Genomic DNA, 2,349 nt, shown 5'->3' with positions numbered 1-2,349 from the left:
CATGCCACGCGCATGCCACGCGCATGCCACGCGCATGCCACGCGCATGCCACGCGTATGCCCGGAGGGCGCTGATTCGCCCTGGCGTACCGCGTTTACTCACCTGGAGCTTCCATGCCCGCACCACCCGAGCCGTCCATAGCCTCCGGGCCCGCCGGCACCGATCCCGTCCGCTTCGCCTACTGGGTGCCGAACGTCATCGGAGTCCTGGCCACCAGCACCATCGAGCAGCGCACGGACTGGGGCTACGACTACAAGCGCGAGCCGTCCGTGCTCGCCGAGAACAACGGCTTCGACTACGCCCTCAGCCAGGTCCGCTCCATGGCCGGCTACGGCGCCGAATACCAGCAGCTGCCCGAGTCGGAGCCGGCACGCGTATCCGTGTCCGCCGCCTGACCAACCATCAAGTCGCAGGCAACAACCGAAGGAACCCTCATGGCCGCCATCCTGTCCATCTCCGGGAGTCCCTCCGCCATCTCCCGCACCGCCCGACTGCTGCGCCACCTGGACGCCCGGCTCACCGCCCAGGGTCACGAGGTGATCCCCCTGGACGTGCGCACCCTGCCTGCCGAGGCGCTGCTCGGCGCCGACTTCAAGCATCCGGCCATCGTCGAGGCCACGGAACTCGTCGCGCGGGCCGACGGCGTCGTGGTCGGCACCCCCGTCTACAAGGCCGCCTACTCAGGCCTGCTGAAGTCCCTCCTCGACCTGCTCCCGCAGTACGCCCTGGAGGGCAAGACCGTCCTTCCGCTGGCCACCGGCGGCACCACGGCCCACGTCCTGGCCATCGACTACGCGCTGCGGCCCGTGCTCAACTCCATGGGCGCCGGGCACATCGTCCAGGGCTGGTTCACGCTCGACAAGGACATCACGGTCGGCGACGACGGCACCCTGACCGTCGCCCCCGGCTCGGCCGAGGCCCTGGAGCAGGTCGTGGACCGCTTCTCCGCCGCCCTCGGCGGCCGCACCTCGCGTACGTCCCTGCTGGCGGCCACCGCATGAGCGCCGAACCCGCCACCGCCCCTGAGGCGCCCACCGCGAAAGTGATCGCCGACGACGCCGAGGCGCTCGCCGTCGCCGCCGAACTGGCCGCGCACTTCCGCAAGAACGCCGCCGAACGCGACGCCCAGCGCCGGCTGCCGCACGCTGAACTGGACCGGCTGTCCGCATCGGGACTGCTCGCCGTGACGGTGCCCGCCGAGTTCGGGGGCGCGGACGTACGCCAGGAGACGCTCGCCGAGATCTTCCGGCTGCTCGCCTCCGCGGACGCGAGCATCGCCCAGATCCCGCAGAGCCATTTCGTCTACCTCAACGTGCTGCGTCGTCAGGGCACCAGTCGGCAGCAGGAGTTCTTCTTCCGGGAGGTGCTCTCAGGGAAACGCTTCGGCAATGCCCAGTCCGAGGCGGGCACCAAGCACGTCCAGGACATCCGCACCCGCCTGGAGCCGGGACCCGACGGCAACGGCTCGTATGTGCTCACAGGTGTCAAGCACTACTCCACCGGAGCCCTGTTCGCCGACTGGATCCCCGTGCTCGCCCGCGCGGAGGACGACAACCTTCATGTCGCCTACGTGCCGCGCGACGCGCCCGGGGTGACGGTGGTCGACGACTGGGACGGCATGGGCCAGCGCACCACCGCCAGCGGCACCGTGCGCCTGGACGCGGTGCACGTGCCCGCAGACCGCGTCGTGCCGCACCACCTCACGTTCCAGGGTCCGCAACTCCATGGCGCTGTGGCCCAGTTGCTGCACGCCGCCATCGATGCGGGGATCGCTTCCGGTGCGCTGACGGAGGCGGTGGAGTTCGTCCGTACGAAGAGCCGCCCCTGGTTCGAGAGCGGTTTCGAGACCGCCGCCGAGGATCCCCTGCTGATCCAGCGGTTCGGTGAGCTGGCGATCCAGGTGCGGGCCGCCGAGGCGCTGCTGGCCGCGGCCGCGCGGTCCGTGGACGCCGCCCGCGCCGACCTGACCGACGACACGGCAGCCGAGGCGTCGATCGCGGTCGCGGCGGCGAAGGTGACGGCGGCGAACGCGGCCGTCGAGGTCGGAAGCGCTCTCTTCGAGGTCTCCGGCACCCGGTCCGCGCTCAACGCTCTCGGTCTGCACCGCCACTGGCGCGACGCCCGCACCCACACCCTGCACGACCCGACCCGCTGGAAGGTCCAGCACGTCGGCCGCTATGTCCTGAACGGGACGAGGCCGCCACGTCACGGCCTCCTCTGACGCCCCCACACATTCCGCAAGCGAAAGGAGTACATCCGGTGAGCCTCACCTTCCACTGGTTCCTGCCCACCAACGGCGACAGCCGCCATGTCGTCGGCGGCGGCCACGGCACCCCGGTCACGGCGGCC

The 2,349-nt window shown here is 70.9% G+C and carries 2 protein-coding genes and 1 pseudogene; all 3 read left to right on the top strand.

Going from position 1 to position 2,349, the window contains the following annotated elements; genetic code table 11:
* Positions 1–113: 113 nt before the first annotated feature.
* Positions 114–347 (top strand): annotated as a pseudogene (locus tag STSP_RS34145) (dimethylsulfone monooxygenase SfnG); the annotation flags it as partial.
* Positions 348–434: 87 nt separating this feature from the next.
* On the top strand, positions 435–1,001 hold the full coding sequence (ssuE, locus tag STSP_RS34140; protein ID WP_067284917.1) for an NADPH-dependent FMN reductase: 567 nt from the start codon (positions 435–437) through the stop codon (positions 999–1,001).
* Complete coding sequence (locus STSP_RS34135; RefSeq protein WP_067284916.1) at positions 998–2,221, top strand: SfnB family sulfur acquisition oxidoreductase; 1,224 nt, start codon at positions 998–1,000, stop codon at positions 2,219–2,221. The genes ssuE and STSP_RS34135 overlap by 4 nt, the downstream gene beginning before the upstream one ends.
* The last annotated feature ends 128 nt before the right edge of the window (positions 2,222–2,349 follow it).

Origin of the sequence: Streptomyces jeddahensis, from assembly GCF_001642995.1 — a bacterium.
Taxonomy (GTDB): domain Bacteria; phylum Actinomycetota; class Actinomycetes; order Streptomycetales; family Streptomycetaceae; genus Streptomyces; species Streptomyces jeddahensis.
Note: the sequence above shows the minus strand (reverse complement) of the source record. Positions and strands in the feature narration are given on the sequence as shown.